General features: G+C 60.9%; 28 protein-coding genes and 2 tRNA genes. 9 read left to right on the forward strand and 21 right to left on the reverse strand.

The window, feature by feature from the left end; translation table 11 throughout:
- Window position 1 precedes the first annotated feature (1 nt).
- A tRNA-Val gene (locus tag AOA60_RS10965) sits at window positions 2-77 on the forward strand.
- A 19-nt stretch (window positions 78-96) separates the two neighbouring features.
- Window positions 97-173: transfer RNA gene (locus AOA60_RS10970), tRNA-Asp, on the forward strand.
- A 78-nt stretch (window positions 174-251) separates the two neighbouring features.
- On the opposite strand, the gene AOA60_RS33865 is transcribed toward AOA60_RS10970, so the two are convergent.
- From AOA60_RS33865 to AOA60_RS10980, 3 genes are all read right to left on the reverse strand, one after another.
- On the reverse strand, window positions 252-374 hold the full coding sequence (locus AOA60_RS33865; protein WP_256592825.1) for a hypothetical protein: 123 nt from the start codon (window positions 372-374) through the stop codon (window positions 252-254).
- 108 nt (window positions 375-482) lie between these two features.
- On the reverse strand, window positions 483-1,649 hold the full coding sequence (locus AOA60_RS10975) for a catalase family protein (RefSeq protein WP_099584448.1): 1,167 nt from the start codon (window positions 1,647-1,649) through the stop codon (window positions 483-485).
- The gene (locus AOA60_RS10980; protein ID WP_099584449.1) at window positions 1,646-3,454 is read right to left on the reverse strand and encodes a di-heme-cytochrome C peroxidase; all 1,809 of its coding nucleotides are present in this window, start codon (window positions 3,452-3,454) and stop codon (window positions 1,646-1,648) included. Before AOA60_RS10980 ends, AOA60_RS10975 begins: the two co-directional genes overlap by 4 nt.
- A 247-nt stretch (window positions 3,455-3,701) precedes the next feature.
- Between AOA60_RS10980 and AOA60_RS10985 the strand changes: the two genes are divergently transcribed.
- The 4 genes from AOA60_RS10985 (at window position 3,702) to AOA60_RS11000 (ending at window position 6,002) form a co-directional block, all read left to right on the forward strand.
- A complete protein-coding gene (locus AOA60_RS10985) occupies window positions 3,702-4,433 on the forward strand; it encodes an FKBP-type peptidyl-prolyl cis-trans isomerase (protein WP_099584450.1) in 732 nt (243 codons plus the stop codon).
- A gap of 311 nt (window positions 4,434-4,744) precedes the next feature.
- The gene (locus AOA60_RS10990) at window positions 4,745-5,203 is read left to right on the forward strand and encodes a YkvA family protein (protein ID WP_099584451.1); all 459 of its coding nucleotides are present in this window, start codon (window positions 4,745-4,747) and stop codon (window positions 5,201-5,203) included.
- A gap of 92 nt (window positions 5,204-5,295) precedes the next feature.
- Window positions 5,296-5,634, forward strand: coding sequence for a helix-turn-helix transcriptional regulator (locus tag AOA60_RS10995; protein WP_099584452.1), 339 nt, complete (start codon window positions 5,296-5,298; stop codon window positions 5,632-5,634).
- Window positions 5,631-6,002, forward strand: coding sequence for a hypothetical protein (locus AOA60_RS11000; RefSeq protein WP_005786715.1), 372 nt, complete (start codon window positions 5,631-5,633; stop codon window positions 6,000-6,002). Before AOA60_RS10995 ends, AOA60_RS11000 begins: the two co-directional genes overlap by 4 nt.
- Here the strand turns inward: AOA60_RS11000 and AOA60_RS11005 are convergent.
- Both AOA60_RS11005 and AOA60_RS11010 read right to left on the reverse strand, forming a co-directional pair.
- Window positions 5,999-7,768, reverse strand: a complete 1,770-nt coding sequence (locus AOA60_RS11005; RefSeq protein ID WP_099584480.1) for a bifunctional diguanylate cyclase/phosphodiesterase — start codon at window positions 7,766-7,768, stop codon at window positions 5,999-6,001. The genes AOA60_RS11000 and AOA60_RS11005 overlap by 4 nt on opposite strands.
- Before the next feature lie 118 nt (window positions 7,769-7,886).
- Window positions 7,887-9,968, reverse strand: a complete 2,082-nt coding sequence (locus tag AOA60_RS11010; RefSeq protein ID WP_178075349.1) for a carboxy terminal-processing peptidase — start codon at window positions 9,966-9,968, stop codon at window positions 7,887-7,889.
- A gap of 138 nt (window positions 9,969-10,106) precedes the next feature.
- Between AOA60_RS11010 and AOA60_RS11015 the strand changes: the two genes are divergently transcribed.
- Complete coding sequence (locus AOA60_RS11015; RefSeq protein WP_099584454.1) at window positions 10,107-11,069, forward strand: zinc-binding dehydrogenase; 963 nt, start codon at window positions 10,107-10,109, stop codon at window positions 11,067-11,069.
- A gap of 128 nt (window positions 11,070-11,197) precedes the next feature.
- On the opposite strand, the gene AOA60_RS11020 is transcribed toward AOA60_RS11015, so the two are convergent.
- The 6 genes from AOA60_RS11020 to AOA60_RS11045 all read right to left on the reverse strand — a co-directional run bounded on the left by AOA60_RS11020 (window position 11,198) and on the right by AOA60_RS11045 (window position 16,495).
- Window positions 11,198-11,851: an HAD family phosphatase gene (locus AOA60_RS11020; RefSeq protein WP_099584455.1), complete on the reverse strand. Its 654-nt coding sequence runs from the start codon at window positions 11,849-11,851 to the stop codon at window positions 11,198-11,200.
- A 29-nt stretch (window positions 11,852-11,880) separates the two neighbouring features.
- Complete coding sequence (locus AOA60_RS11025; RefSeq protein WP_099584456.1) at window positions 11,881-12,870, reverse strand: ABC transporter ATP-binding protein; 990 nt, start codon at window positions 12,868-12,870, stop codon at window positions 11,881-11,883.
- Entirely contained in the window at window positions 12,867-13,667 is an 801-nt protein-coding gene (locus AOA60_RS11030; protein ID WP_099584457.1) for an ABC transporter permease, read from the reverse strand. Before AOA60_RS11030 ends, AOA60_RS11025 begins: the two co-directional genes overlap by 4 nt.
- Complete coding sequence (locus AOA60_RS11035) at window positions 13,654-14,508, reverse strand: ABC transporter permease subunit (protein WP_178075350.1); 855 nt, start codon at window positions 14,506-14,508, stop codon at window positions 13,654-13,656. Before AOA60_RS11035 ends, AOA60_RS11030 begins: the two co-directional genes overlap by 14 nt.
- Window positions 14,487-15,293: an alkaline phosphatase family protein gene (locus AOA60_RS11040; RefSeq protein WP_099584459.1), complete on the reverse strand. Its 807-nt coding sequence runs from the start codon at window positions 15,291-15,293 to the stop codon at window positions 14,487-14,489. Before AOA60_RS11040 ends, AOA60_RS11035 begins: the two co-directional genes overlap by 22 nt.
- 125 nt (window positions 15,294-15,418) lie before the next feature.
- Window positions 15,419-16,495: an ABC transporter substrate-binding protein gene (locus AOA60_RS11045; protein WP_032886007.1), complete on the reverse strand. Its 1,077-nt coding sequence runs from the start codon at window positions 16,493-16,495 to the stop codon at window positions 15,419-15,421.
- A gap of 353 nt (window positions 16,496-16,848) precedes the next feature.
- On the opposite strand from AOA60_RS11045, the gene AOA60_RS11050 reads away from it, so the two are divergent.
- The gene (locus tag AOA60_RS11050; protein WP_099584460.1) at window positions 16,849-17,574 is read left to right on the forward strand and encodes a UTRA domain-containing protein; all 726 of its coding nucleotides are present in this window, start codon (window positions 16,849-16,851) and stop codon (window positions 17,572-17,574) included.
- Here the strand turns inward: AOA60_RS11050 and AOA60_RS11055 are convergent.
- The 9 genes from AOA60_RS11055 to soxR form a co-directional block, all read right to left on the reverse strand.
- Entirely contained in the window at window positions 17,555-18,469 is a 915-nt protein-coding gene (locus tag AOA60_RS11055) for a metal ABC transporter solute-binding protein, Zn/Mn family (protein WP_099584461.1), read from the reverse strand. The two genes, AOA60_RS11050 and AOA60_RS11055, sit on opposite strands and share 20 nt — an antisense overlap.
- A complete protein-coding gene (locus AOA60_RS11060; RefSeq protein WP_099584462.1) occupies window positions 18,469-19,368 on the reverse strand; it encodes a metal ABC transporter permease in 900 nt (299 codons plus the stop codon). The genes AOA60_RS11055 and AOA60_RS11060 overlap by 1 nt, the downstream gene beginning before the upstream one ends.
- Entirely contained in the window at window positions 19,365-20,111 is a 747-nt protein-coding gene (locus AOA60_RS11065; protein ID WP_099584463.1) for a metal ABC transporter ATP-binding protein, read from the reverse strand. The genes AOA60_RS11060 and AOA60_RS11065 overlap by 4 nt, the downstream gene beginning before the upstream one ends.
- Entirely contained in the window at window positions 20,108-21,028 is a 921-nt protein-coding gene (locus AOA60_RS11070) for a metal ABC transporter substrate-binding protein (RefSeq protein WP_099584464.1), read from the reverse strand. The genes AOA60_RS11065 and AOA60_RS11070 overlap by 4 nt, the downstream gene beginning before the upstream one ends.
- Window positions 21,029-21,047: 19 nt before the next feature.
- Complete coding sequence (locus AOA60_RS11075; protein WP_099584465.1) at window positions 21,048-21,608, reverse strand: DUF6162 family protein; 561 nt, start codon at window positions 21,606-21,608, stop codon at window positions 21,048-21,050.
- Window positions 21,605-21,928 (reverse strand): hypothetical protein, encoded by a 324-nt coding sequence (locus AOA60_RS11080; RefSeq protein ID WP_099584466.1) that lies wholly within the window; start codon window positions 21,926-21,928, stop codon window positions 21,605-21,607. The genes AOA60_RS11075 and AOA60_RS11080 overlap by 4 nt, the downstream gene beginning before the upstream one ends.
- Complete coding sequence (locus tag AOA60_RS11085; RefSeq protein ID WP_099584467.1) at window positions 21,925-22,461, reverse strand: thiamine pyrophosphate-binding protein; 537 nt, start codon at window positions 22,459-22,461, stop codon at window positions 21,925-21,927. Before AOA60_RS11085 ends, AOA60_RS11080 begins: the two co-directional genes overlap by 4 nt.
- Window positions 22,461-23,660 (reverse strand): PepSY domain-containing protein, encoded by a 1,200-nt coding sequence (locus AOA60_RS11090; RefSeq protein WP_099584468.1) that lies wholly within the window; start codon window positions 23,658-23,660, stop codon window positions 22,461-22,463. The genes AOA60_RS11085 and AOA60_RS11090 overlap by 1 nt, the downstream gene beginning before the upstream one ends.
- A 193-nt stretch (window positions 23,661-23,853) precedes the next feature.
- On the reverse strand, window positions 23,854-24,294 hold the full coding sequence (gene soxR, locus AOA60_RS11095; RefSeq protein WP_099584469.1) for a redox-sensitive transcriptional activator SoxR: 441 nt from the start codon (window positions 24,292-24,294) through the stop codon (window positions 23,854-23,856).
- 100 nt (window positions 24,295-24,394) lie between these two features.
- On the opposite strand from soxR, the gene AOA60_RS11100 reads away from it, so the two are divergent.
- Window positions 24,395-24,760, forward strand: coding sequence for an antibiotic biosynthesis monooxygenase (locus tag AOA60_RS11100; protein WP_099584470.1), 366 nt, complete (start codon window positions 24,395-24,397; stop codon window positions 24,758-24,760).
- Here AOA60_RS11100 and AOA60_RS11105 read toward each other — a convergent pair.
- On the reverse strand, window positions 24,749-25,852 hold the full coding sequence (locus AOA60_RS11105; protein WP_099584471.1) for a sigma-54-dependent Fis family transcriptional regulator: 1,104 nt from the start codon (window positions 25,850-25,852) through the stop codon (window positions 24,749-24,751). The two genes, AOA60_RS11100 and AOA60_RS11105, sit on opposite strands and share 12 nt — an antisense overlap.

Genomic DNA, 25,852 nt, shown 5'->3' on the forward strand with positions numbered 1-25,852 from the left:
AGGGTGATTAGCTCAGCTGGGAGAGCATCTGCCTTACAAGCAGAGGGTCGGCGGTTCGATCCCGTCATCACCCACCATTCGCTTCATGTGTTACGCGCAGCGGTAGTTCAGTCGGTTAGAATACCGGCCTGTCACGCCGGGGGTCGCGGGTTCGAGTCCCGTCCGCTGCGCCATATTCGGTAACCTGGAACACTGAACGCCAGGTCACCACAAGAAGCCCGCTCAATGAGCGGGCTTTTTTTGCCTGCGATTTATACCGTTGGTTTTTTCTTGCGTGGCTGGCGGCGCGTCGCCATGTGATCAAAGAAAAAAGAGGCGGTACCGAACACGGCGATCAAGGTCAGTAAGAGCATGCCAAGGGTCGAGCTTTCCACGGTTATTTCCGACGTGACGGGGTAAGCCTTCACCGTAGAGGTGGGACGCAAACAGCTCAATAGACCCGACGCATTCTTTACGGCGTCGGGCCCATTGCTACGCACTTTTTACGGCGCGTTCCGGCTGTGACGATAGTCGCTGACCGCTTCATACACCGCCTTGCGCAAGCGGTTGATGCCGCCGATAGGGCGGTGCTCCGCCACGCCAAACCAGGGGTTGAATGACTGGTTGTCACAGGCCAGGTTCAGCTCAGGCGTATCGAAATCCTGGGCTGGGATCCTCACCTTGGCCACGCTTTCATACGGCGCGTCGCTTTCCTTCCATTCGATGCTGGTGTCTTCGATCGGCATGAATTTCTGCGGGTTCTGCCGCTGGATCTGCAACACGAAACAGGCCGGCATGCGGTCGGTGGACAATTGCTGGCTCAGGGCGCTGCGCAGGAAGTTCGGCAGGTCCTGGTTCTGCTTGGGCAGCGCGTATTCCGGGCAGCTTTGCGGGTCGGGTGCGACGCGGAACTTGGCGTTGGCCGCGCCGAACTTGTAGGGCGATACGGAAAAGTACGTGGTCTGCGTCGGGCTGGCCGGTGCGGGCGCCAGGGTTGCCAAGGCGATAAACAGATGGCGCACTTGCCAACTGCGCGGGTCGGCCTTGGGGAAGAACGCCAGGACTTTCTTGCCATCGGCCTGGGCACCGATGTTCTGCGCGTATTCCGCCACATCGCTGACGAAGAAGTTCGGATGGCTGAACATCACGAAGTCCTGTTCGGCACGGGTTTGCTGGTCGGCGAGCAACTGTTTGCCCGGCACACCAAGCAGCTTGATCGCCATGCCACGGGCATCACGAATGCTGTCGAACTGCGGGTAGGCGTTGCCGTTGGACAGCCGCATCAGCGCCTGCCAGGTCTTGCCCGGTTCGGCGAACACCCCCTGGCGCAACGCCGGGTCGAGGTCGGCGAGCACGCTGACTTCGGCCTTCACGCAGCCGTGGGCCTTGGCGTGGGCATCACGCAGGTAGCGCGTGCCTTCGCGGTGCTGGTCGACGATGCGCACGGCGGTCTGGATGATGCCCTGGGTCATTGCCGCTTCACCCGGCGGGATCTGCTCATTGGGCGACACCGGTCCGCTGTGCTGCCAGGCGTACCAGGCGGTAGCGGCCAGCCAGCCGAGCAAGCCCAGGCCCATCAGCCACAGCAAGCTCTTGCCGAGGAATCTACCCATGCGCAGCCACAGGCGGGCGAGCAGGGACGGTTGGTCGTATCGAGATCGGATCATCATGGCAGTTGTTGCTCCAGCGGGCCGCCCAGCACTTTGAGGTATTCCAGCAGCGCCCAGCGTTCCTGCGGCAGCAGGCCGCGGCCGATGACGCCGTTGCCACGAGCGCCGTCCCGGAATTCGTGGCCGCTGTTGTGGTTGCCGGTGATTTTGGTATCGAAGACAAAGGCATTCTTGAGCGCCGTGGTCTCAAAGCCGAGATGGCGCGGGTCGTAATTGAAGGTGCCTTTATAGAAGGTGGTGCTGCGCTCGTCCTGGGGCGAAAGCAATTGGTAGATTGTCGGCACCGAACCGTTATGCAAAAACGGCGGCGTGGCCCACACGCCGGCCAGTGGGCGTGCCTTGTAGGCGCGCAGCTCGCGCACGCCAATCGGCAGGCCGTAGCCATCCATGCGCGGGCGCTCGGCCGGGGTGACACCGGCGGCGCGGTAGGCGTGGTCTTCGACAAAGGCAGTGACATAGGCCAGGCCCTTGGCCACAGACATACTTTTCGGGTCCAGGGGCTCGGTCGGTGTCGGGTGCAATTGGACATTCAGCTTGGCCAACTCCGCCGGGTCCCATTGCAGGGCGCTGAGGTCGTAGCGCTGGTCGGCGATATTGCTGGCAGTGCCGGGGTCGGTGCCGATGTAGTCCACCGGCAGCATTTTCAGGGTTTGCACCGGGCGACCACCTTCCTGGCTGACAGTGGGCACGTGGCAGCCGGCGCAGTTCTCGGCGAACAGCGCTCGGCCTTGGGCGGCGAGCGGCTTGTCGACGGCGCCGAACAACTCCTCGGGCCAGGTAGGCGGTTTGAGGCGTTGCAGGGTTTCTTCGATCAGGTTGAGGTCGCGCACGCGTACGCTGGACGGATAACGTGCATCGCCTTGAAGGGGCTGGCCCGCGCCATCGAAAAACGTCAGGGTCGCCCCCACGCCGAGGGCTTCGCCGATATTGCGTGCCATAGGCTGCTGGGCCGAGCCGTTCCATTGCACCCAGTCGAAGGTCCAGATGTCCCACAGTTGCGGGTAGTCCACCGGTGCGTTGGCGACGCGATAATTGTCCGGGGAAATGGCATCGCCAAAGCTGGCGTTGGCGATGCGGCCAAACGCATCGGTACGCCCTGGGCCTTCTTCGGTGGGGTAAAGGCCACGGTGGGTGTCGTTCCAGGCGACCTTGAGGAATTGGTTCAGCGACTGCTTGAAGTCCTGGCGCAGCTGGCTGTGCTCGGCCTCGTAGCGATCGCCCAGCACTTGGCGGGCGAAGCGCTCAAATTTCCATGGGTTGTAATAGGTCGCGGCCAGGCTGGCGACCAGGGCCTGGCCGAAGCTGCCGCCGCGCAAGGTGGGCACGCTGGATGGCAGCACATGTTGCGCCGAGCCGCCGTCGATCCGCAGAGCCTGGCCCTTGAAGTGCAATTCGCCGGTGTGGCAGGCGGCGCAGGTGATATCCAGGTACTCAACGTTGCTGCCAGCGTTTTTATGACGGGCAAACCCTACGGGCAGGTTGCCGGGGTTTTGTGTGGTGGGCACTTGCTTGGGATCCACCAGGAAGCCGAAGCGCGCCAGGTATTGCGGCGTGGCAAAACGGCCCTCGGCGAATGGCAGCTCCAGGGCGGTGAACCAGTCGTAATGCAGGCCTTTTACCTGGGTGCCCTGGGGCGTGAAGTAATAGGTCTGGCGGTCGGCGGCACTCCACTGGTCCTGGTAGTGCACCTGCTCCACAGGCACGTAGTCCGGTAGCTTGGGGTTGACGGTGTAATAGATCACCACGGCCAGCAACAGGACCAGAAGGGTGAATATCAGGAGTAAAACACGGGAAAAAATGCGCAAGATAACTATCCTTGTCGAGTTGTCGCGTTGTTATGCCACTACGGCACAAGTGCGGCAAGTGGCCATGAGCCCGTTGGCAGGCGGTCCCGCGATCCTTCGCGGGTGCTCATCATGAATGAAAATGCTTTTAAACACGTGAACTTATCGGAAGTTTCCTGCTCACATGCCGGTAGCCATTGGTCGTGGCCGCCTGATAAGCTCGCGACTTTATTCGAATGCCCTATTGGCGCATGAACAAGGAAATAGCATGAAACAGCATCGGTTGGCGGCGGCGGTGGCCCTGGTTAGCCTGGTACTTGCGGGTTGTGATTCGCAGACCAGCGTAGAGCTGAAAACCCCGGCGCAGAAAGCTTCCTACGGCATCGGCCTGAACATGGGCAAAAGCCTTGCTCAAGAAGGCATGGATGACCTGGATTCCAAAGCAGTAGCCCAGGGCATCGAAGATGCCGTCGGCAAGAAAGAGCAGAAGCTCAAAGACGACGAACTGGTAGAAGCGTTCGCCGCACTGCAAAAGCGTGCTGAAGAACGCATGACCAAAATGAGCGAAGAGTCGGCTACCGCCGGCAAGAAATTCCTCGAAGACAACGCCAAGAAAGACGGCGTCGTTACCACCGCTTCCGGTCTGCAGTACAAGATCACCAAGAAAGCCGATGGCGCCCAGCCTAAGCCGACTGACGTGGTGACTGTTCACTACACCGGTAAACTCACCAACGGCACCACTTTTGACAGCTCCGTGGATCGCGGTAGCCCGATTGACCTGCCGGTCAGCGGTGTGATCCCGGGTTGGGTCGAAGGCCTGCAACTGATGCACGTCGGCGAGAAGGTCGAGTTGTACATCCCATCCGACCTGGCCTACGGCGCCCAGAGCCCGAGCCCGGCGATTCCAGCCAACTCCGTGCTGGTTTTCGACCTGGAACTGCTGGCCATCAAGGACCCAGCCAAGGCTGAAGCCCCTGACGCACCAGCCGCCAAGAAGTAACAGGCGCCTGAACACACAACGCCCCGTCTCGACGGGGCGTTGTTGTATCTGAAGCTTGCACATTGCGGTTCGGGCAAATCCAAACGAACGTCCCTGGGCGGTAACAGTCTGATATAAGAGTTACGCACGACTAGCCGCACGCAATCGCCAAGTCAATGAAATCTTGGGTTTTTTTGATGTGCGCAAAAAACGCCCGATCTGACTGCAGGCCTTGTAAACCGTGGCTTTCAGCCAGTAAAACAGGCTCTGTTCACAAGGTTATCCACAATTTGTGTGGATAACCTTTCTGTTTGATGGAACTGGAGTGACAGATGAAACCACCCTTCAATTTCACCCGCTTCCTGCCCATGGCTGCACGCTTGCTGGGCCGTGGGCGTCTGCCGACCCTGCTGTTCGCGGTCGCCGCCAAGGGGTCGAGCCAAGGCAATCGCCTGGGCAAGCTCAAGGACGATTTCAAGTTGCTCCAATCTCTGTGTCTGGCCTACTGGCGGGGCGAGTATCGAGCCATCAGCCCCAAAGCGCTGATCTCGGTGGTGGCGGGGCTGATGTATTTCCTGAGCCCGATTGACGCGATCCCGGACTTTATCCCGATGTTCGGCATGCTCGATGACATCGCCGTACTTGCGTGGGTCATGAAGGCCCTGGAGGGCGAACTGAGCGCTTTTCGCGCCTGGCGTGACGCGCAGCGCCCGGAAAAACTTGCAGTGGTTGAGCGCCTGCCTGCGACGCCCGCGTTGCTGGCCAGGGAAAACCCGCAAAAAAACGGATGAGGTGGCTATCCCCTGCGACCTTTGTGGCTGTTAGGATTACACTCCTAAGGAAAGAACTTACTCAGTAAGTGCAGTTATCCTACGGGGCAGTCATGGATATTCAGATAATTTCACGCGATGGCGAACCGGAATACGCGGTGTTGCCATGGGATCAGTACCAGGCGCTGCTAAAAGCTGCCGGTCAGCAACAACCTTCACCGACTCCTCCTCCTACTGTCCAAGCCGCACCTGACCAGGACTTGCGTGCGCTCGCAGACCTACGCGGCTTGCGTGAAGCCAAGGGGCTGGCCATTGAAACCCTGGCCCGCACAGTGGGCATCAGCCCGTCGTATCTCGGATTGATCGAAAGTGGTGAACGCCAGCCGGATGCCGCGATCCGCCGCAGCCTGGCTTGGGAATTGGGCGTTGCAGGTTGGAGGGATGAATCTTGAGCCTACGTATCAGTCGTCAACACTGGGATGGGTTGCTTAACGAACTGGACCAGGCGCGCCGCCAGCGCCATCTGTTGACCTACCGCGCGTTGCTGGAGCGCCTGCAATTTCCGACGCCGGCGATGCAAACCCTGGCCGCGGCCCTCGAGCACCTGGCCGCGTTGGACGCCAAGGCCGAGCAACCGCTGCGCAGCTCCCTGGTGATCAGCCAGGGCGCCAGCCGCCTGCCGCGTACCGGTTTCTTTGAGTGCGTGGAGCGCCTTGGGCGCTTCAGCGGACCCTCCGATGGCGTGGCCGCTGCGTCCTGGCACGCCTCTGAAGTGGTGCGGGTGTTTGAATACGAGTACCCGGAGTCTGCCGAGGCTTAGAGCGCCTGGGGCAGCACGTCCATGCTGTCGATCACATGGATGCTGTAACCGGCCACATCCTTGGCATGGTGCTTGGCCTGCGACGCCAATTCCGCCAACTGGCTGGCATCGAGTTGTCCACAGGCCTGTGGATACAAATGCACCACCCCAATCGACAACGACAGCAGCGCAAACTCCTGGCGCACGCCCTGACGGTTCAGTGCCACGAAACAACCGGCGTCCAGATGCTCCGCGCGGTAGAAACGCCGGCATTGGGTGTGGAAGTCATCCAGCAACTGGTTGAGCCGCTTGCGCCAGTCCTGTGGCCCGAGCACCAGCAAAAAGTCGTCGCCGCCGATATGCCCGACAAAGTCGCGGCTCGGGTCGACCCGGTCGTTCAGGCACTGCGCCAGGCACAGCAACACCTCGTCCCCACGGCCATAGCCGTAGATGTCATTGAACGGTTTGAAGCTGTCGATATCCACGTAGCAGATCACTGATTCACGCTGTTGCTGCAACAGCCGCGTGAGGCACTGCTGGATCGGTACGTTGCCGGGCAGCAGGGTCAGCGGGTTGGCGTAGCGGGCCTGCTGGATCTTCAGTTCGGTGATCAACTTGAGCACATCGATCACCCGACCCAGTCCCAGGTAATCGCCATTGAGCGTGATGATGAAGTCTTCTTCGATGCGTTGCCGTGCGCGGCTGGTCAGCAAACGGCTGACCTGCTGTAGTGACTGGCTCAGCTCAACCGCCAGAAAATCGGTGCTCATCAAGCGGCTGATGGGTTTGCGGGCGAAGAGATCGGTGGCAAACGGCTTGAGCAGCGCGTCGGATAGCGAATGCCGGTGGACGATACCCACGGGGTGTCCGCGCTCATCCAGCACCGCCAGGGAATTAAGGTTGGCCTGGCGGCGGAATGCCTCCAGCACCTTGGCCGTGGCGGTGTCCTGGTCCACCGCTGGTTGCTCGTTGAGGAGGGCGCTGAGGTCGCTGCCTTCATCGTTGAGCACCACCGTGGATTGGTCCGGTTTGGGCAGCATCAGCCGTGCTTCCTGCGGCGGTTGTTCTTGTGGGCGGCAGAGCAGGTAACCCTGGACCAGATCGACACCCATCTCCGTTAACACCGCCAGTTCTTCCGGCAGTTCGATACCTTCGGCGATGACTTGGGCACGGGACGCCCTGGCGATTTGCAGGATCGAGCCGACAAACTCGCGCTTGAGCGCATCCTGGTGGATACCGTCGATAAAGTGCCGGTCGATCTTCACGTAGTCCGGGCGCAGCTCCGACCACAAGCGCAGGCTGGAATAGCCGGCACCCAGATCATCCAGAGCGATTGAAAAGCCCATGTTGCGGTAATGGTGCAGGGCGGTTTGCAGTAGGTCGAAATCGTCGGTGGGGGTTTGCTCGGTGAGTTCGATCACCACTTGGCTCGGCGCAATACCGAAGTCGCGCAGCAGTTGCAGGGTGCGTCCCGGTTGGTGCGCCGTTTCCATCAAGGATTCTGGCGAGATATTCAGGAACAGCTTGCCCGGCAGCTTTTGATCGCTGAAGCGGCGGCATGCGCTTTCGCGGCAGGCCATTTCCAATTCGCTGAGGCGCCCGGCCTGGCCGGCCACCGAGAACAGGGCGACGGGGGAGTGCAGCGGGCTGTTGGACGGCCCGCGGCTAAGGGCTTCGTAGCCGAGGATGCGCCGTTCAGACAGGCAGATGATCGGTTGGAACAGGCTGTGCAAACTGCGTTGAGCCAGGATAGAGCCCAATGCATTCAGCTGTTCGGTCATGGTCATGGCGATCTCGATCGAAAAAAAAGGACCGCAGGCGATGAGCCTGCGGTCCTTCATTTCACGACAGAATGATGTCTATATGATGACACTCCGGAGAGCGATCACATTAAATCGCCATCATTTACTGCTTGGCCACCTGTTTGGTGATTTTCAGGTAGTCCAGCAGGATCCGGCCTGTCTCGGCCAGGTAAGCGTCGTCTTCCGGTTTGGTTTTATCCGCTTCGGTCGGCAGCGCGTCTTCGTCTTCTTTCTTCAGCTCCTTGAGTGGTTCTTCGCCCTTGGCCTTGCGGCGGACGTTTTCCAGCACAAGTTGCTTGTTTTCGATGTCGCTGTGCTGCGCGCGACGGTCCACTTCGTTGAGGCTGACGGTTTTTTCTTCCATCAACTTCTTGGCCAGGGCCAGCTTGTCGCGGATAAACACGAACTCGGCATCCTTGGCGGAGCGGGTGTCGTGGTCAGCCTTCAACTGCGTGAGGAACGGCTTGAATGGATCCGAAGCAGGCTTGATCGCAGGACGGATGGTGTCCCACGGCATGGCTTCCGGCAGGGCGCTTTCGCCGATTTCCTTGGTGTCGATGATCGACGGGAAATCGATGTCCGGCAGTACGCCCTGGTGCTGGGTGCTCTGCCCGGAAACCCGGTAGAACTTGGCCAGCGTCAGCTTGAGTTCACCATGGTTCAGCGGCTGGATCGTCTGCACGGTGCCTTTGCCGAAGGTCTGGCCGCCGATGATCAGCGCACGGTGATAGTCCTGCATGGCGCCGGCGAAAATCTCCGAAGCCGAGGCTGAGAGGCGGTTGACCAGCAACGCCATCGGACCTTTGTAGAAGGCGCCCGGGTTCTCGTCTTCGAGCACGTCGACACGGCCGTCAGCATTGCGCACCAACACGGTCGGACCTTTGTCGATGAACAGACTGGTCAGCTCGGTGGCTTCCTGCAGGGAACCGCCGCCGTTGTTGCGCAGGTCGATGACCACGCCGTCGACTTTTTCTTTCTGCAGTTCCGTGAGGATTTTCTTCACGTCGCGGGTGGTGGACTTGTAGTCCGGATCGCCAGCTCGGAAGGCTTTGAAGTCGAGGTAGAAGGCCGGGATTTCGATGACGCCCAGTTTGTAGTCCTTGCCATCCTGCTTGAGGTTGAGGACTTTCTTCTGCACGGCCTGGTCTTCGAGCTTCACCGCTTCACGGGTGATGGACACGATCTTGCTGGTCTGGTCGTTTGGCGCATTGGTGTGCGGAATCACTTCCAGGCGCACCACGCTGCCTTTCGGCCCGCGGATCAGCTTGACCACTTCGTCCAGGCGCCAGCCGACCACATCGACCATCTCTTTGTCGGCCTGGGCCACACCGATGATCTTGTCCGCCGGAGCGACCTGCTTGGTCTTGTCTGCCGGACCGGCCGGCACCAGACGCACGATCTTCACTTGGTCATTGTCGCTTTGCAGGACGGCGCCGATGCCTTCCAACGACAGACTCATATTGATATCGAAATTTTCCGCGTTATCTGGCGACAGATAATTGGTGTGCGGGTCGTAGGACATTGCGAAGGTGTTGATGTAGGCCTGGAAGATATCTTCGGCACGTGTCTGGTCCAGACGCGCCAGTTGATTCTTGTAGCGCTTGGTCAACAGCTCCTGAATGGCCTTGGGGTCTTTGCCGGCGATCTTCAGGCGCAGCACTTCGTCCTTGACGCGTTTGCGCCACAGGTCGTCGAGGGCGGCGGTGCTGGTCAGCCAAGGCGCGTCCTTACGGTCCACCAGAAGGGTTTCCTTCTGGGTGAAGTCGAGTTTGTCGGTACCTTTGTTCAGCTCAGCCAAGGCGAAGTCCAGACGCGCTTTGACGCGGTCCAGGTAACGCTTGTAGATGGTGAAGCCGGGCTGCAGGTCGCCGCTCTTGAGGAAGTCGTCGAACTGGCTCTTCCATTTGTCGAACTCAGCGATATCGCTGGCCAGGAAGTAGCTGCGCGACGGATCCAGCAGCTTGAGGTAGCTGTCATAGATGATCACCGAGCGAGCGTCGTCCAGCGGCGGCTTGCTGTAGTGATGGCGCTTGAGCAACTCGACCACGTTAAGGCTGGCAATCACCTCGTCGCGATCCGGTTGAAGGTTGTCCCAGCTGTTGGCTGCGAACGTATTGGTCGACATCGACGTGAAGCCGAGACCAATGAAAAGAGCGAGGGCGGTGCTGGGGAACAGATGCTTCATGCTGATTCGACGCGGGGGCAATTGATAACGCATATTAGGCCGTCTTTGAAGTTGCCGGTTCCATAGGGGCCGGTCGCATAATGCAAAAAGCCCGGCGCTACTGCTACGGGCTCAGTCCAGACTCACTATGGAGGCACTGTGAAAGCATTGCAAGGCGTTGAAGGTCATGTGGAGTGGTTGGACGAACCAAGTCCTACATGTGACGTAGGCCAAGTTCGCATTCGCGTGGCGGCTGCGGGTCTTAATCGCGCCGATTTATTACAGCGTGCCGGACTCTATCCGCCGCCGCCTGGCGCCAGCGCTGTGCTGGGCCTGGAATGTTCCGGCGTGATCAGCGAAGTGGGGCCAGGTTCTTCGTGGCAAGTGGGTGATCGCGTCTGTGCCCTGCTCGCCGGGGGTGGCATGGCCGAAGAAGTGGTGGTGGATGCGCGCCACGTGCTACCGGTGCCGGAAGGTTTGTCGTTGATTGAAGCGGCGGCCTTGCCCGAGGTGTACAGCACCGCCTGGCTCAATCTGTTCCAGCTGGCAGGCCTCAAGCCCGGCGAGAAAGTGCTGCTGCATGCCGGTGCCAGTGGCGTGGGCTCGGCGGCCATCCAGCTGTGCAAGGCGTTTGGCAGCCCGTGCTGGGTCAGCGTTGGCTCGGCGGAGCGCCTGGCTTATTGCGAGGCGCTGGGCGCCCAGGGCGGCGTGGTCCGTACCGACGGGATCGAAGGGCTGCGCGACTTCGGGCCGTTCGATGTGATCCTCGACCCGGTGGGTGGCAACTATGCGGCGCTGGACCTCAAGCTGCTGGCGCTGGATGGACGCTGGGTGTTGATCGGTTTGATGGGCGGCCGCGAGGCGCAGATCGATTTGGCGCAGGTGCTGGGCAAGCGGGTGCAACTGCTCGGATCGACCTTGCGCAGCCGCAGTGATCAGTTCAAGGCTGACCTGTTCAGTGATCTGAGCCAGCATGTGTGGCCACTGTTTGGTGACGGGCGACTGAGCCCGCAATTGGCCAAGACGTACCCGATCAAGGATGCCGAGGCCGCGTTTGCCGAGTTGGCGACTAACCAGATCGCCGGGAAACTGGTGCTGGTAATTGACGAAAGCCTGGCCTGATCCCGGATTGGAATAGGATCAATGTAGGAGGGGGCTTGCCCCCGATGACGGTGTTTCAGTGAAGAATGTTTCATCTGACGAACCGCGATCCGGGGCAAGCCCCCTCCCACATTTGGATCTCGGTTGAGTCAGACCCAATGGTGGATCGGCCAACCTGCCTTTTCAGCATGCGTGCGCAACACCGAGTCCGGGTTCACCACCTGCGGGTGGTCCACCTTGAGCAGCAACGGTAGATCATTGCGCGAATCCGAATAAAAATAGGCCCCCTCCAGCGTTTCACCTTCCTGCTCCAACCACTCCAGCAACCGCGTGATCTTGCCTTCGCGATAGGTCAGTACACCGACGGTATGGCCGCTGTACACGCCATGGCTGACGTCCAGCTCAATGCCCAGTACCTCATAGATACCGATGCGCGCGGCAATCGGTTTCACCAGATGGGTGCCCGATGCCGAGATCACCAGAATCCGGTCGCCGTTGGCTCGGTGCCTGGCGATGGTCTTGGTGGCGTCGCTGTAGATCAACGGTTCAATCACGTCCTCCACCCACGGCTCGACCAGGTGATCAATCGCTTCCGGGGTACGGCCGATCATCGGCTCCAGGCTGAAGTCCATGAAGTCCTCCATGCGCAGCTTGCCCTGGCTGTAGGCCTCCATCAGTTCATTGTTCTTGCGCATGAACGACTCCGGGTCGACCCAGCCCAGGCGGCCCATCTGCTCGCTCCACAAGGTGGCGCAGTCGCCGTGGATCAAGGTCTCGTCCAGATCAAAAATTACCAATGCCATCCGTCACGCTCTCTTTGTAAATCGTTGCATCAGGCTACTTCACACAGCGCACTGGGGTCGATGGAAAGTGCCAGGCGCTGGCCGTCCGGGTGCAAATCGTCGGCCGAGCGGTTGAGCACGTCCACCACCAATTCCACGCCACGGGCTTCGATGCGGTAGCGGATGACGTTGCCCAGCAGGCTGTGGCTGCGCACCAGTGCATCCAGCTCGCCGCTGCGGCTCAGCTCGATGGCCTCGGGGCGAATTGCGATGCGCCCGCTGATCGGGCGTTGCAGCAACTGACTGGCCTTATCGGCATCCAGCAGGTTGTAGTTGCCGATAAAACCGGCGGCGAACACGTCGATCGGCGCCGTATAGAGGGTCTCGGCATCGCCGCTCTGCACGATCTTGCCCTGGTTCATCAGGAAGATGCGGTCGGACATGGTCAGGGCTTCTTCCTGGTCATGGGTCACGAAAATCGTGGTCAGCCCCAGCTCGCGCTGGATCTGACGGATCTGCTCACGCAGGTGCTTGCGAATCCGTGCGTCCAGCGCCGACAGCGGTTCGTCCAGCAGCAACAGGCGGGGGCGCGTGACCAGCGAACGGGCAAGGGCCACGCGCTGGCACTGGCCGCCCGACATCTGGTGCGGGTAACGCCCGGCCAGGTCCTTGAGCTCCACCAGTTGCAGGACTTCCTGCACGCGCTTGTGGCTGTCGTCGGCGTTGACCTTTTGCATGCGCAGGCCGAAGGCGACGTTCTGTTCCACGGTCATGTTGGGGAACAGCGCATAGCTCTGGAACACCATGCCGATGTTTCTTTTTTGCGGGCTCAGCGGGACGATGTCCTGGCCATCAAGCAGAATTTTCCCACTGTCCACCGAGGTCAGGCCGGCGATGCAGCGCAACAGGGTCGACTTGCCGCAGCCGGACGGGCCGAGCAGGGTGACGAACTCGCCCTTGGCAATTTCGCAGTTGATATCACTGAACACCGGGGTGCCGGCGTAGCCCTTTTGCAAATGTTGGACGCTGACGAAGCTCATTGGCTTTTGTCCTTGTTCAAGGTATTGGCGGCCCAGGTCAGCACCAGCACAAAGAAGAAATAGGAAATCACGACGGCACTGGTGAAGTGGCCGCTGCTGTTGCGCATGTTGTTGAGGTAGACCTGCAGGGTTTCGTAGCGGGTGCCCACCAGGATGTTGGCGAACACGAACTCACCGAACAGGAACGAGAACGACAGCAACAGCGCCACCATCAGACCTTTACGCAAGTTGGGCAGGACCACGAAGATTGCCGCCTGCCAAGTGCTGGCACCCAGCAGTTGCGAGGCGTCCATCAGGTCGCGCAGGTTGATGGCTTGCAGGTTGTTGGTGATTGCCCGGTACATGAACGGCAGCGCCACGGTGAAGTAGCAGCCGATCAGAATCCACGGCGTGCCGACCATCGCCAACGGCCCGGAACCGTAGAGCTGCAGCAGGCCCACCGATGACACCACCGGCGGCACCGCGAAGGGCAGCAGGATCAGGATGTTCATCAACGCGTCGAGCTTGGGAAAGTGGTAATGCACCACGAACAGCAACGGCAGGATCAGCACCACCGACAGGATCAACGCGCCGACGCACACCAGCAACGATTGACCGAAGGCCATCAGAAAGCGCGGGTCGCTCCACAACTGCACGTACCACTTCACAGTGAAGCCAGCCGGCAGGATGGTCGCCGACCAGCTGCTGGCGATGGAGTAGACAAAGGTGCCCACCAGCGGCAACACCAGGATCGCAAACAGCAGGTACACCACTACACGGTGGTAGAGGGAGGCCGGGCCGGCTTCAGCGCGAGACATGGTAGCTCCTCTTGAGCAGCAGTTGATGGACCACCGTGACCAGGGTCATCAGCGCCACCAGCACCACGGCCAGGGCGCTGGCCATGTTCGGATCCAGGGACACATCGCCGGAAACCAGCCCTGCGATACGGATCGGCAGCACGTTGAAATTGCCGGTAGTCAAGGCGTAGACCGTGGCGTAGGCGCCCAGGGCATTGGCCAGCAGGATCACGAAGGTGCCCAGCAGCGCAGGCGTCAGCACCGGCAACCCGATATGCCGCCAGAACTGCCAGCCATTCGCACCGAGCAAGGCCGCCGACTCGCGCCAGTCTTCACGCAGCGCATCGAAGGCCGGGTACAGCAACAGCACGCCGAGGGGGATCTGGAAGTAGGTGTAGAGGATGATCAGCCCGGTCTTGGAATACAGGTTGAAGTCCTGAATGATCCCGGCCTGCTTGAGCATGAGCGTGATGCTGCCGTTGAACCCGAGCAAAATGATGAACGCGAACGCCAGGGGCACGCCGGCAAAGTTGCTGGTCATGTTGGCAAAGGCGGTGACGAAGTTGCGCAGTGGCCCGTCGACGCGGCGTAGCGAATAACTGCCGAGGGTGGCGATCACGATGCCGAAAATGCTGGAGTAGAAACTGATCTCCAGGCTGAACTGGATCGCTTGCCGGTAGAACTTCGAGCTGAAGATGCGGGTGAAGTTTTCCAGGCCCCAGCCGGCTTCTTCGGTCTGCAGGCTGTTGATCAGTACCCACACCAGCGGGGCGATCTCGAACACGATAAAGAACAGTGCGAAGGGCACCAGGCATAGCAGGGCCAGCCATTTGCCTCGGGTCATTTCAACAGCTCCCGGCATACAGGTTTGTCGTGGGGCACGCCCAGCAGTTCGCAGACGGTGCCGCACAGGTCGGTCTGTTTCGGCGTAGCGTTGGCTTCCAGGCTGAAGGCGCCGCCAAGGACGAACAGCGGCACTTGCCGTTCTTCCGGCAGCAGGCCGTTGTGGGAGCGGTCGTTGTTCATGCCGTGGTCGGCGGTTACCAGTACCTGGTAGCCGGCGTCGATCCAGCCTTGCAGGTAATCAGCCAGGATGATGTCGGCCGAGCGCGCACTGTTTCGGTATTGCGCGCTGTCGAGGCCGTGCTTGTGGCCGGCGTCGTCGATGTTCATCGGGTGCACCAGCAGGAAGTCCGGCGAATGCTTGAGTCGCAGGCTTTCGGCGTCGGCGAACAGGTGGGAATCGGGGTAGTGGTCATTCCAGTAGAAATGTCCGTGCTGGATCGCCAGCGCCTTGTCGTCGGTGTGACGATCGCGGGCCGCGAGAAAGGGCGTGCGGTTATACAACTCGCTGACCCAATGGTAAGCCGCCGCCGCGGTGGTCAGGCCGGCGTCGGTGGCGTAATGGAAAATGCTGCGCTGGTTCGACAGGCGCGCGACCTGGTTGTGCACGATGCCGCTCTGGATCGGTGGCACGCCGGTGAGGATGCATTCATACAGTGGGCGGGACAGCGAGGGCAGTTCACATTCCAGCGTGTAGAGGGCTGCGCGTCCTGCGCCGACATAGGCCTGCAAGTGCCCCATGGCGTGCCTCGCGACCTCGAAGTTGAGGCCATCGAGCACGACAAGGATGACTTTGTGCTTCATGGGGGGAGACGCTCCGCAACAATAGACTTGACTCCATTTCCTGGAGGAACGAGGTCAAAACTGTGGGAGAGGGCAAGCCCCTCCCACATTGGATCTCCACAGTGTCTCTAATGTGGGTGATCGGCTTACTTCATCTCTACGATGACCTGCTCGTTCCACAGTTGCGGTAGCTTCTTGGAAGTTGCTTCCCAGGCATCGGCATCCTTGATCGGTTGCGGGTTGGCCTTGGTGTACTGTTCGCCCGGGATCAGGTTCTTGGCGATCTCGGCCGGCAGTTTCAGGTCGGTTTCCGCACGGATCGGCCGCGCATTGCCCTTGGCCAGGTTGAGTTGGCCGGCGTCGCTGAAAATGTACTCGCGGGTCAGCTTGGCGGCGTTCGGGTGCTTGGCGTATTTGTTGATGATGGTGGTGTAGCCGGATTTCACCGAGCCGTCCGAGGGGATCAGCACCACGTAATCATCCGGGTTGGCCATCTTGGCTTTGTAGCTCAGGCCGTTGAAGTCCCAGACGATGCCCACTTCGACTTCGCCTTTTTCCATGGTGGCGATGGTCGGGTTGGACAGGCCGAGTCGGCCTTGCTGGGCAATCTTGGTGAAGAACTGCAGGCCTGGCGCGATGTTCTTTTCATCGCCTTTGTTGGCAATGGCGGCAGCCAGCACGGCGTTGGACGCCTGCGCCGCGGTGCTGACGTCACCCACAGAGACTTTGTATTTGCCGGTTTGCAGGTCGGCCCAGCTGGTGGGGACTTCGGAACCGTGCAGCAGCTTCTTGTTGACGATAAACGCGATGGTGCCGGTGTAGGCCAGGGCCCAGTGACCGTCCTTGTCTTTTGCCCAATCCGGCACCGAGGCCCAGGTGGACGGTTTGTACGGCTGGGTCACTTCCTGCTTCACCGCAATCGGGCCGAACGCGGCGCCGACGTCGCCGATATCGGCGCTGGCATTGTCTTTTTCGGCCTTGAACTTGGCGATTTCCTGCGCCGAGCTCATATCGGTGTCGATGTGCTTGAGGCCGTAGGTCTTGGCCAGGTCTTCCCAGGTGCCTTTCCAGTTGGCCCAGTCATCGGGCATGCCGACGCTGTTGACGGCGCCTTCCGCTTTCGCGGCGGCTTCGAGAGTTTTTAGATCGGTATCAGCGGCCATGGCGGCGGTGCACATGGCAATGGTCGAGCCTAACAGTGATGCCAGGAAAAGCTGTTTCATCCGAAGCTCCTTTGGGCGTTTTCAACGCTGCGTTTTTATGAACGTTTGCGGTGGTGTTGGTCTAGGTCAGAGCAATACCTGAGCCAATCTAGGCTCGATGGATGACAGTTTCATGTCGACGTCGTTTTTAACCTGTCGATGTCGCTCAGCACAGACTGAGCGTAGACCATGCCCAAGTGCCCGCAGGCTCGGGACTTGGCCGATGTATTGCAAGACATGCGGCATGCACTTCAGGCGAGCTGTCATCTGTCGGTCATCTGCAATGCCTACGCTGGCACTCAGTCGCAAGGGCCCGATTGCGCAGTGTTTTATGCACCTGAACGGTGCTGGTCTAGTCCAGAAAGGTAACGTTGATGCGTGATGAGGCAATCAAGGCGGTGACCTCCATCGGCCTGGCGCTGCAAGAGCAGATCGATCATGGACTTTTGCCGCCCGCCAGCAAACTGCCCGCCGAGCGTAAGCTCAGCGAGTTGTTTGGTACCACCCGGATCACCGTGCGGGAAGCCTTGTTACAACTGGAGGCCCAAGGGCAGATTTATCGTGAGGAGCGCCGTGGCTGGTTCGTGTCCCCGCCGCGATTGGCCTACAACCTGATGCAGCGCAGCCACTTTCACGCAATGGTCAACGATCAGGGCCGCGTGGCCTCCACCGAAGTGATTTCTGCGCGGCTGCAACCGGCGTCGGCGGCGGTGTGTGCGTGGTTGCAACTGCCGGCCTTGTCCAGCGTGATCCAGATCTGCCGGCACCGGCGGATCGATGGTCGTTTGGTGTTGTACGTGGAGCACTACCTGAACCCGCAGTATTTTCCGGGGATTCTTGAGTGTGACCTGAATCAGTCGATGACCGAGTTGTATGCGCGCAAGTACGACTTGCATTACGGGCGGGTGCGCTTCGAGATTGTGCCGACATCATTGCCGATCGAAGCCGCCGCCGCATTGCGCGTGTCGGTGGGTAGCCCGGGCTTGAGGATTGCCCGGGTCAACTATGACCAGCACCAGCGGTTGATCGACTGCGACCTGGAGTTCTGGCGGCATGATGCGATTCATGTGGGCGTGGATGTCATGAGCTCAGCGTCTTGATCACCTGATCCACATTGGTTTCCAACTCAGTCACCGGGTCGGCGCCGTCGACATTCAGCACCAGCAGCTTCGAGCCACCTGCCGTGATGGCGGCTTTCACCGCCTCACTCGGCTGGCGATGGTGCAGCACCACGGCCACGTCGTTGTCCTTCAATTGGGCACTGAGTGCCTGTAACGCCTCAGGCGTCCAATCGGCATCCGGCCGTGCATCGGTGCGAACCAGTTCCAGGTTCAGGCTACTGACCAGATACCCAAAGTGATCGCTCAAACTGACCACACTCAGGTTGTCCGCCTTGGCCAATCGGGCTTCGCTGTCGGCGGTAAGCTTGAGCAGGCGTTGCTTGAGCGCGGCCAGGTTGGCGTCGATCCTAGCCTTGGCGCTCGGTGCCAGACGGCTCAGGTCGGTCGATAGCACGTCGGCCATGCGCCCCAGATTGTTGCTCGATTGCCAGGGCTGGCTGTTCAGTCCATCGGCTACGCCAGGTTGCACGGCGATCCCCGGCAAGCCGCCGTCCACCGGGCGTGCGGCATCGACTTCGACAATCCGGATGTTGCTGCGCCGTGCCACGGGGTACAGCGGATCATCAGCCCACAATGAGCGAAGGCCAATAGCGGCATCGGCGTCCTGGGCCAGCGCGCTCAGTGCGGGGGCGCCACGGCCGGTGAAGTACGACACCTGGCGCGAGCCTGGCAGGTTGGCCGGGGCCGCGCGCTCAAGCTGCACGTCGGTGCCCTTGAGCAGCACCTCGGCCAGGCCGTAAGTGATGGGCAGTGAGGCCAGCACCTTGACCGGTCTGGCGGCATGGGCAGCCGGTTTTACTGCCTCAGCGGCCATCAGCGGCAGGGCGATTAAACAGGCGATGGTCAAGGCCAGAGGTTGAAGAGCAGAGCGCATTATCCAAGGTTCCCTTTGAGGCTGGGCACGGTGCCGCGCGCGATGGCGGCAAGGGCGAAGGCGATACCGGCCATCAGGATGATCGCGGCACCGGAGGGGATCGGCAGGTCGAAGATGATCGGCAACAGGATCCCGCACAGGGTGCTGACGGTGGCGATCACTACCGAGATCCAGAAGAAGCCTTTGAGTGACTGGCTCAACAGGCGTGCGGCGGCGGCGGGAATCACCAGCAGGGCGCCGACCAGGATCGCGCCGATGACTTTGACTGCCGCGACGGTGATCAGCGTTACCAGGATCACGAACAGGTAGTCCAGGGTCTTCACCGCTACCCCGCGCACTGCCGCCAACTGCGGGTTGAAACTGGCGAGCATGATGCGGTTGTACAGCGGCAACGCCAGGGCCATCACCAGCGAGCCGACAATCGCCAGCACCAGCAGGTCGTTACCGTTGACCGTCAACACCGAACCAAACAGCACGTTTTCCAGGATGTGCACGTTGATCTTGCCCGCCAGGATCAGCAGCAGGCTCGCGCCCAACGCCAGGGACACCGACAGGAATACGCCGATCAGGGTGTCCGGCGCCAGGCCGGTGCGGTTGCGCAGGTAATTGAGCAGGATGCCGAACAGCAGGCAGTAACCAAACAGGCTGCCGTAGGGACCGGTGTAGGGTTCGCCGAGCAGGATGCCCACGGCGACGCCGGTCAACGCGGCATGGCCAACTGCTTCGGAGAAAAACGCAAAGCGCTTGACCACCACCAGCGTGCCCAGGCCGCCGAGCACCGGGCCGATCAGCAAACCGGCGAGCAGGGCGTTGACCACAAAACCATAGGCCAATGCTTCGGGTAGATAACCGGATGAGGCCCAGCCCTGGACCATCAGGCGAAACGCTTCATAACTCATTGCGCCGGGCTCCGAGGGTGGGTGGAAAACAGGGTCAGCAGGCGGTCCGGGGTCAGTGCCTCTTTGGGGGTGGCATCAAACAGCACGCGGCGGTTCAGGCCGGTGACGCGGTCGGCCAGGCGGCCAACGGCTTCCAGGTCGTGCTCGATCCACAGCACGGTGATCCCGGCCAGGCGCCAGTCATTGAGCAGGCGCTCAAACACCTGGATACCGGCTTCATCGAGCGCCGACATCGGCTCATCCAGTACCAGCAACTGCGGCGCCGGAATCAGGCCCTGGGCCAGCAGCACGCGCTGGCGTTCACCGCCGGACAGCGCGCCCATGCGCCGCTTGCGTTTGTCCTGCATGCCAACCCGTTCCAGGGCCTCGTCAATCGCGGCGGCGTAATGTTTGGACAAACCCAGAAACGCCGGGCGCCGCTGGCACATGGCGGCCATGAAGTCATCCACGGTCATCGGCAAGCCCCGGTCGAATTCCAGCGCCTGAGGCACATAGCCGATGGTGCCTGGCGTTGTCGGCCAGGCCAGACTCAAGCGCCCTTGGTGCGGGGTTTGCCCCAGGAGAGTCTTGATCAGCGAGCTTTTGCCGCCGCCATTGGGGCCGACCAGCGCGTGGATGCTGCCCGGTTGCACCTGAAAACTCACGCCGTCGAGGATCACGGTGCGGCCCAGGGTCAGTGACACGTTGTCGAAGTCGAGTGTCGGGCCGACGTTGGCGACCCGTAGCTGTTCTGCCGCCGTCATGTGCCCGACTCCTGAATCGCCCGGACCATGGTATTGAGGTTGCCGGTCATCTCCACTTCGTACTTATCGGCGCTGTATTCGCCGTAGGAAATGTGTGAAAGCGGGTAGAGCTTGACCCCGGATTCACGCTGGATGGTGTCGACGTAGGTGGACGGGAAATCCATCTCCGAGAAGATCACTTTCACATCCAGGGCGCGCAGTTCGTCGATGGTCTTCTTCAGTTGGCTGGGGCTGGGCTCAATGCCGTGGGCGGGCTCGACCACGGCGGTGACTTCCAGGCCAAATTCACGCAGCAGGTAGTCGTAGGCCGCATGCACCGTGGCAACGCGCAGGTCCGGGTTGGGCGCGCTGGTCAATTTGGCGAGGGCATCGGCGCGCATCTGGCGCAGGCGTTTGCCATAGGCACGGGCGTTCTGGGTGTAGGTCTTGGCGTTGTCCGGGTCGAGCTTGCCCAGCTCACGGGCGATGTTGTTGACCTGGGCAATCGAGGCGCTGATCGACAGGAAGGTGTGCGGGTTGACCACCTTGCCCGCACCGCGCGCGGCATTGCCGGTGGCGGCCAGCAATGGCACGTTGGCGTTGGCTTCGATCACCGCAATGTCCGGGCGCTCGCTGGTGGCGATCATGCGGTCGGCGAAGTCATCATGACCAACGCCATTGAGCACGATCACGTCCAGGGTGCCGATGCGCTTGATGTCTTCGGCACGCGGCTCGTAGGCATGGGGGTTGAAACCGGCGGGAATCAGCGGCACCACGTCGGCCTTGTCGCCGACGATATTGGCCACGTAGCTGTAATAAGGATGCAGGGTGATGCCGATACGCAGGCGTTTAGCCGCCTCGGCATTGGCCAGCGGGGCGAGCATCAGGCTCAGCAGACTGACCAGCAACAGGCGCAACAGGGGGGATGAAATAGACATGGGCAATCGGTCTTCTCGTTCAGTGACGGTGCTGGCGGGTAACGCCGGCGTCGAATTGCGCAACCACTTGCTGCCAGCCGGCTGCGATCAGCGCCTGGTCAGTGAGGTCGGAGGGGGCGGCCAGGTCGACGCGGCGATTGAGCCAGATGTCCGGCTCGGTGCCCTGAACGCGCATCAGCAGTGAACCGCTGGTGGTCGGCGCCTGGCTCAAGCCGAAGTAGGCCGCAGGCGCGAGTAACTGCCAGCGGTGATCGCCACGGCTGACCGAACTGGCATCCTGGGCGAACGGCGCGAAGCCTTCTTCGGCCAATTGCTCAGGCGTCGGCAGGGCGCTTTGTTCCTGCTGCAGCAGGTGGATTTCATCCAGGGTCACCCGCAGGTCGGCGTAGATGCCTTGTTCGGCGGCGTTCAGGTCGCGGCGGGCGTCCAGTTGGTGGCTGGGTACGGCGGCGACTTCCTGGGATTCGCCGTGCAGCGCCACCACCGTGCCGGCCACCGCGAGGATGATCAGGCACAGCAGTAGAACATAGAGGGTTTCGTGACCAGCACCGGCGGGGCGTACAACCTGTGTCGTACTCATTGGGGCTGGATATCCGCTTGGTCGATTTCGACGACATGGCCGGGGCCTGCGTCAAACAGCACGTAGAACTCGGCGGATGGCTTTTTGAAGGTCAGGGTCGAGTCCTGGCCGAGCTTGCCCGGTACCAGGATGGTCTCGTCGTAGCCGATCACATCCAGGGTCACGCCGGGGGCGCCGCTGCCGTCGGAAAAACCGCCCTTGCACTGGATCTGCTCGCCGGGGATTTCCTTGCATTCGCACATCGGGTTGTGGGCCAGCGCCACGGTACTGAAACCCGCGCACAGCAACAGCGCAGCGCGGGACAGGTGCTTGATCATCATGGTTTGACTCCTTGCTTGTTCAGCCAGGCGATGGTGGCAGGCGAGGCCTGGCTCAGCGGGATGGAACCCTGGTGCATCGTGCCGTCCCAGCCTTCCATGGTGACCCACAGCTCGGCGTCGGCTGGCGTGCGTTCCGGGACAGGCAGGGCGGCGCCCATGCGGTACGGTGTGCCGAAAAAGATCACCCCGGCCGCCCGCAGGCTGCGTGGCTTGCCGATGCGCAGGTAAGTGGCCTTGACCTGGTCGGCGCAGGTGTCGCACAGGGCAGCGTTGAAGAATTTCATTGGGCCGGCCGGGTCCGGTCTGGGGCCTTCATTGCGGAATTCGGCAAGGGTCAGGCTCCAGGGGCCGACCTTCACCTCGCCGGCCACCCGCTCGCCGATACCTGTGTCACCGCGAAACAGCGCGGCGTCGGCAAAATACTTGGGCATGAAGCCCAGGGGCACCAGCAATAGCAGCACATTGATATGGAAACGCCATTTCAGCCAGAAAGCCCGCAGGGGTGTCGGCGGTGTCGCTGCGACCTTGCTCATCAGTGGCTCTCCGAGGTTTCAGCCTGCAAGGCCGGGGTGGAAACAGACTTACGCTGGGTCTTGGCCTCGCGCTTGAGGGCATTGAGGGTGGCCAGGGCCGTGCGCTTGGTCCAGATCAGCAAGCCGCTCAAGACCATCATGCTCAGCACCAGGCCGAAGAACGCCCAGATCAGCTTGATCCACAGCCCGCCAAAGTCGCCGGTGTGCAGCGGGCGCATGGATTCGGTGACGAACTCAAGCGCGGTACGGTCGGACAGGAGGTGCGAGACCGCGATTTCACCGTTATAGGGGTTGAGTTGGGCGGTCTGGTACATCAGCGGGTACCAGCCGCGTCCGCCGATTTGCAAGTGGCTGTAGGCATTGAGCGGCAGTCGCACGAAGCTGGCATCCAGACCGGGGATGCGTTGGGTCGCGATTTCGATCGCTTCGTCCAGGGCAATCATGGGCGCTGGCACGCCGGGAGCGGACATTGGCACTTTCTCCCGTGCAATCACCGGCACCACCGGCTCGCTCGAAATCGAAATCTGGTTATCGAAGAGGATCGCCTGGATCAGGAACCAGGTCCCGGTGATGGAGATTACGGCAATGAACCAGATTGACCAGATGCCGCTCAGGCGATGGAAGTCGCCCCAGAAAATCCGAGCACCGTGGCGGAACCGCAGGGTCGGCTTGAAAAAACCTTTCCAGAAACGCTTGTACACCACCAGCCCGGTGATCAACGACGCCAGCAGTGGCAGGCCCAGCAGCGACACGAGGTACCAGCCCCAGCTGAATCCGTTGGTAAACGGCACCAGCCACCAGCCGTGCAGGGCTCGGGTGAATTGGGGGAAGTCAAAGGAAGGGCTGATGCCCTGGACCGCTCCGGTGTACGGGTTGACGTAGGCCTCTACCGAACGGCCGTCGGGGTAGTTGAGGTTGACGGTCAGGGCAAAGTGGGACTCATCCGGTCGAGTAATGGAGCTGACGATCACTTGGGGGTCGGAGTGTTTGATCGCGCCGAGCAGTTGATCGTAGCTCAGCATTTCGGCATCAGACGACGGCTTGCTCGCCCGGATATCCGGGTTGGCCAGCCAGACGATTTCCTGGCTGACCACCGCCAGGGTGCCGGTGACGCAGACGATCAGTACAAAGAACCAGATGGGCAACGCCAGCCAGCTATGTACGAGAAACCAGAGTTTGGAGCGTGACTTCTTCGACATGTGAATGAGGGTCTTGATCGGAGGGGGGCGAGGGAGGCCCGGAAATGGCCAGTCGTAGCTTTTGCTGACGCGACAGGCTGTATCTAAGTTAAGACGGATGAGAATGAGAAATCCCTAACCCGGAAATGAAAGAAAATGTTTCGGGTGCGTATTGAATGTGTTTTTACTTCGCCCCACGGCGCTTCACGTGCCCTTAAGTCGGTTCGAGCAACTGCGCGCCGGGGCCGCGCTCACCGAGCAGGTCATCCTGATTGCGCAGCGGGCATGCCTCCAACGATAAGCAGCCGCAGCCGATGCAGCCGTTGAGCTTGTCGCGCAGCAGCATCATCTTGTTGATGCGCTCATCCAGGTCTTCGCGCCAGAGTGCCGACAAACGCTCCCAGTCCTTGGCGGTGGGTGTGCGGCCATTTGGCAGCGTTTTTAACGCTTCGCCAATCGTCGCCAGCGGAATGCCCAGGCGCTGAGCGATTTTGATCACCACCACGCGGCGCAATACATCCCGTGGATAACGCCGTTGATTGCCCGCGTTACGATTGCTGTGGATCAGCCCCTTGGTTTCATAGAAATGCAGGGCCGTGACGGCCACCCCACTGCGGGCGGCCAGTTGGCCGACGGTGAGTTCCTTGGTAATCATGAAAAACTCCGATTAAGCGCTTGACCTTGACTTAACTGGAGGTTTTACCCTGCGTGGCATTGAATCGCAAGATTCTGCCTACAGAGAAAGGGGAGTGTTCATGCAGGTATCAGAGAAAAATCGCAGCTTCACTCAGTTGATCGAGTTCCATATCGAGCCCCAGCAACACGTTGCCCTGGTGGCGGCCCTGTCCGTCCAGAGTGAGCGTTTGGCCGAGGGCCATGACGGTTTCCTCAGTGCGAGCGTACAGGTCAGCGATGACGGACGGCGGGTGCTCAATTACCTGCAATGGGCGTCCCGCGAGGACGGCGAGGCCGCGTTCAAGCGTTTTGAGCAGGGCGAGGAAGATTTCTGGACGCTGCTTCGCGCCCATCAGGCCACGGCGGTGACCTTTGGTTCGTTCCAGGTGCTGCGCAGTTTTGAGCGCAGTCACGACAATGCATTGCACTGCCGACTATATGGATAAATGCAGCATCCGTTCACCTTGCACGTTTTCCCCCGGCCGCCGTTTGTTGACCGCCAATTCGCCGATCTTGATCAGGCGTGTGCGCGTGACGTTGCGGCTCAGGCCCAGCAGGTTGGCGGTGTGTACCTGGTTGTAGTGGCTGAAACGGTAAGCGGCCCGCAGCAGGGCGTCTTCGACCTTCTCATGCAGGGCGCCGGCCTGTTCTTCGAAGAGCTTCTGGAAGGCGCGCGCGAGCAAAGCTTCGGCACTGTTGTCGGTGCCGTGCTGGCTGTCGTCCTGGCGCTCGATGCGCATGTTCGACAGGCGTAGATCATCCCGTTCGATCACGCCGTTACGGCAAATCAGCAGGGTGTGGTGGATGACGTTTTCCAGCTCGCGGATATTGCCCGGCCAACTGTAACTCTTGAGCTTTTGTTCGGCTTCGCGGCTGATGGTGATCGGGCCGTAGCCCAGGCGCCGGCTGTACGCCTCGATAAAGTGTCGGGTCAGCGGCAGGATATCGCCGGGGCGTTCGCGCAGCGGGCTGAGTTCCAGGCTGACCACATCGAGCCGGTAGTAGAGGTCTTCGCGAAAATGCCCGGCGTTGATGGCTTTCTCCAACTGCACGTTGGTGGCAGCCAGTACGCGCACATCAATGGGAATGCTCTTGCGCGAACCCAGGCGCACGACTTCGCGTTCCTGCAGGACGCGTAGCAATTTGACCTGGATGGCCATCGGCAAATCACCGATTTCATCGAGGAACAACGTGCCGCCATCGGCCTCTTCGAACCAGCCGGCCTTGGCGCTGAGGGCGCCGGTAAAGGCACCTTTTTCATGGCCGAACAGTTCAGCCTCCACCAGGGATTCAGAGAACGCGCCGCAGTTTACAGCCACGAACGGCCGGTTGCGCCGCGCACTGAGATTATGAATGTGGCGCGCCACCAGCTCTTTACCGGTCCCGGTTTCGCCGATGATCAGCACGCTGGCTTCGCTGGGTGCCACTTGCTGGATGTGGTCGAGCAGCGCCTGGGATTTCGGGTCTTCGAAGACCTGGGCCGTGGCGCGGATCGAGGTCGCAAGGGCGGGCGAGGGCGGTAGGGTTAGAAGCTGCAT

This window comes from Pseudomonas sp. 2822-17 (assembly GCF_002742485.1).
Lineage (GTDB): Bacteria > Pseudomonadota > Gammaproteobacteria > Pseudomonadales > Pseudomonadaceae > Aquipseudomonas > Aquipseudomonas cyclaminis.

What these genes read in the sequence shown, in the direction of transcription:
- AOA60_RS10975 (WP_099584448.1), bottom strand. Translation starts at nt 1,649, where the DNA reads ATGATGATCCGATCTCGATACGACCAACCGTCCCTGCTCGCCCGCCTG.
- AOA60_RS10985 (WP_099584450.1), top strand. Translation starts at nt 3,702, where the DNA reads ATGAAACAGCATCGGTTGGCGGCGGCGGTGGCCCTGGTTAGCCTGGTA.
- AOA60_RS10990 (WP_099584451.1), top strand. Translation starts at nt 4,745, where the DNA reads ATGAAACCACCCTTCAATTTCACCCGCTTCCTGCCCATGGCTGCACGC.
- AOA60_RS10995 (WP_099584452.1), top strand. Translation starts at nt 5,296, where the DNA reads ATGGATATTCAGATAATTTCACGCGATGGCGAACCGGAATACGCGGTG.
- AOA60_RS11005 (WP_099584480.1), bottom strand. Translation starts at nt 7,768, where the DNA reads ATGACCATGACCGAACAGCTGAATGCATTGGGCTCTATCCTGGCTCAA.
- AOA60_RS11010 (WP_178075349.1), bottom strand. Translation starts at nt 9,968, where the DNA reads ATGAAGCATCTGTTCCCCAGCACCGCCCTCGCTCTTTTCATTGGTCTC.
- AOA60_RS11020 (WP_099584455.1), bottom strand. Translation starts at nt 11,851, where the DNA reads ATGGCATTGGTAATTTTTGATCTGGACGAGACCTTGATCCACGGCGAC.
- AOA60_RS11025 (WP_099584456.1), bottom strand. Translation starts at nt 12,870, where the DNA reads ATGAGCTTCGTCAGCGTCCAACATTTGCAAAAGGGCTACGCCGGCACC.
- AOA60_RS11030 (WP_099584457.1), bottom strand. Translation starts at nt 13,667, where the DNA reads ATGTCTCGCGCTGAAGCCGGCCCGGCCTCCCTCTACCACCGTGTAGTG.
- AOA60_RS11035 (WP_178075350.1), bottom strand. Translation starts at nt 14,508, where the DNA reads ATGCCGGGAGCTGTTGAAATGACCCGAGGCAAATGGCTGGCCCTGCTA.
- AOA60_RS11040 (WP_099584459.1), bottom strand. Translation starts at nt 15,293, where the DNA reads ATGAAGCACAAAGTCATCCTTGTCGTGCTCGATGGCCTCAACTTCGAG.
- AOA60_RS11045 (WP_032886007.1), bottom strand. Translation starts at nt 16,495, where the DNA reads ATGAAACAGCTTTTCCTGGCATCACTGTTAGGCTCGACCATTGCCATG.
- AOA60_RS11050 (WP_099584460.1), top strand. Translation starts at nt 16,849, where the DNA reads ATGCGTGATGAGGCAATCAAGGCGGTGACCTCCATCGGCCTGGCGCTG.
- AOA60_RS11055 (WP_099584461.1), bottom strand. Translation starts at nt 18,469, where the DNA reads ATGCGCTCTGCTCTTCAACCTCTGGCCTTGACCATCGCCTGTTTAATC.
- AOA60_RS11060 (WP_099584462.1), bottom strand. Translation starts at nt 19,368, where the DNA reads ATGAGTTATGAAGCGTTTCGCCTGATGGTCCAGGGCTGGGCCTCATCC.
- AOA60_RS11065 (WP_099584463.1), bottom strand. Translation starts at nt 20,111, where the DNA reads ATGACGGCGGCAGAACAGCTACGGGTCGCCAACGTCGGCCCGACACTC.
- AOA60_RS11070 (WP_099584464.1), bottom strand. Translation starts at nt 21,028, where the DNA reads ATGTCTATTTCATCCCCCCTGTTGCGCCTGTTGCTGGTCAGTCTGCTG.
- AOA60_RS11075 (WP_099584465.1), bottom strand. Translation starts at nt 21,608, where the DNA reads ATGAGTACGACACAGGTTGTACGCCCCGCCGGTGCTGGTCACGAAACC.
- AOA60_RS11080 (WP_099584466.1), bottom strand. Translation starts at nt 21,928, where the DNA reads ATGATGATCAAGCACCTGTCCCGCGCTGCGCTGTTGCTGTGCGCGGGT.
- AOA60_RS11085 (WP_099584467.1), bottom strand. Translation starts at nt 22,461, where the DNA reads ATGAGCAAGGTCGCAGCGACACCGCCGACACCCCTGCGGGCTTTCTGG.
- AOA60_RS11090 (WP_099584468.1), bottom strand. Translation starts at nt 23,660, where the DNA reads ATGTCGAAGAAGTCACGCTCCAAACTCTGGTTTCTCGTACATAGCTGG.
- soxR (WP_099584469.1), bottom strand. Translation starts at nt 24,294, where the DNA reads ATGATTACCAAGGAACTCACCGTCGGCCAACTGGCCGCCCGCAGTGGG.
- AOA60_RS11100 (WP_099584470.1), top strand. Translation starts at nt 24,395, where the DNA reads ATGCAGGTATCAGAGAAAAATCGCAGCTTCACTCAGTTGATCGAGTTC.
- AOA60_RS11105 (WP_099584471.1), bottom strand. Translation starts at nt 25,852, where the DNA reads ATGCAGCTTCTAACCCTACCGCCCTCGCCCGCCCTTGCGACCTCGATC.